2 pseudogenes are annotated in these 1392 nt (G+C 74.3%); one reads left to right on the forward strand and one right to left on the reverse strand.

Going from position 1 to position 1392, the window contains the following annotated elements:
• Positions 1-10: 10 nt before the first annotated feature.
• Positions 11-732: pseudogene (nth, locus tag AC2W7M_RS25475) on the forward strand (endonuclease III).
• A gap of 21 nt (positions 733-753) precedes the next feature.
• On the opposite strand, the pseudogene AC2W7M_RS25480 reads toward nth, so the two are convergent.
• A pseudogene (locus tag AC2W7M_RS25480) lies at positions 754-1271 on the reverse strand (dihydrofolate reductase).
• Positions 1272-1392: the final 121 nt, after the last annotated feature.

Raw genomic sequence — 1392 nt, forward strand, 5'->3', positions numbered from 1 at the left:
CCCGCACCCCTTGTCGTGCCGCCGGAGCCCCAAGCTCGCGCCGCGCCGCCGCGCGGTGGCCAATGCGGCGGCTGCGGCGCACGGTCGCACCCTTGCGGCGTGGAGCCATGCGGAGATCGTCGCGGCCTTCACCCGCTTCGAGGCGGCCGATCCCGAGCCCAAGGGCGAGCTGGAGCATTCGGACCCCTTCACGCTCCTCGTCGCCGTGGTGCTCTCCGCCCAGGCCACCGACGCCGGGGTGAACAAGGCGACGCGCGGCCTGTTCGCGGCCGCTTCCACCCCGGCGGCCATGGCGGGCCTCGGCAGGAGGAGATCGCGCGGCACATCCGCACCCTCGGCCTGTTCAAGGGCAAGGCGAAGAACGTCGCCGAGCTGTCGCGGCTCATCCTCGCGCGCCATGGCGGGCAGGTGCCGCGCGAGCGCGAGGCGCTGGAGGCGCTGCCGGGCGTCGGGCGCAAGACCGCCAACGTGGTGCTGAACATCGCCTTCGGCGAACCCACCATCGCCGTGGACACCCATCTCTTCCGGGTGGCGAACCGCACCGGCCTCGCGCCGGGGGCGACGCCGCTGGCGGTGGAGGAGGGCCTGGAGGCGCGCATCCCGGACCGCTTCAAGCTCCACGCCCACCACTGGCTGATCCTGCACGGGCGCTACATCTGCAAGGCGCGCCAGCCGGAATGCCGACGCTGCCTGATCGCCGATCTGTGCCGCTGGCCGGAGAAGATCATCTGATCGCCGCTCCGGCGTGGCTTGTCACCCCTGCCGGCGGCGCTCGAGCGTCACGTAGCTGAAGGCCATGTCGTCCTTCGGCCCCTGCAGGGGGCCTTCGCGCGCCACCTCGCGCCAGTCGGCGCTCTCCACCGGCGGGAAGACCACGTCGCCCGCGGGTCGGCCGTGCACCTCGGTGAGGTGGAGGGTCCGCGCCAGAGGCAGCGTCTCCGCGAACAGGCGGTGGCCGCCGATGATGGCAATCTCCTCCGCGCCCATAGCCGCGGCGGCCTCCTCCGCCCGCGCCAGCGCTTCGGCGAGGTCGCGGCCGGTCAGCACGCCGCGGCGGCGCGAGGACGGTGGCGCTCGACCACCACCGGAGTGCGCCCCGGCGAGCCGGCGTGCCGGATGGACTGGAAGGTGACGCCGCCCCATGACGATGGGCTTGCCCCAGGTGAGCGCGCGGAATGCTTGAGGTCGGACGGCAGGCGCCACGGCAGGCCGCCGTCGCGGCCGATGACGCCGTTCTCCGCCACGGCGACGACCAGCGCCAGCGGCCTCATGGCGCGGCTCCCAGGCTGGCGAGCGCCGCATCCGCCGCCTTGAGCCCGGACAGGTGCGCGCCGTGGGCGGTGGAGAAGGCCGGCCCGCCCAGCGCCTCGCCGGCGAAGAAAGATGCGCCCG

The sequence above is a fragment of the Xanthobacter sp. BG11Y11_SDJG genome (assembly GCF_057364445.1).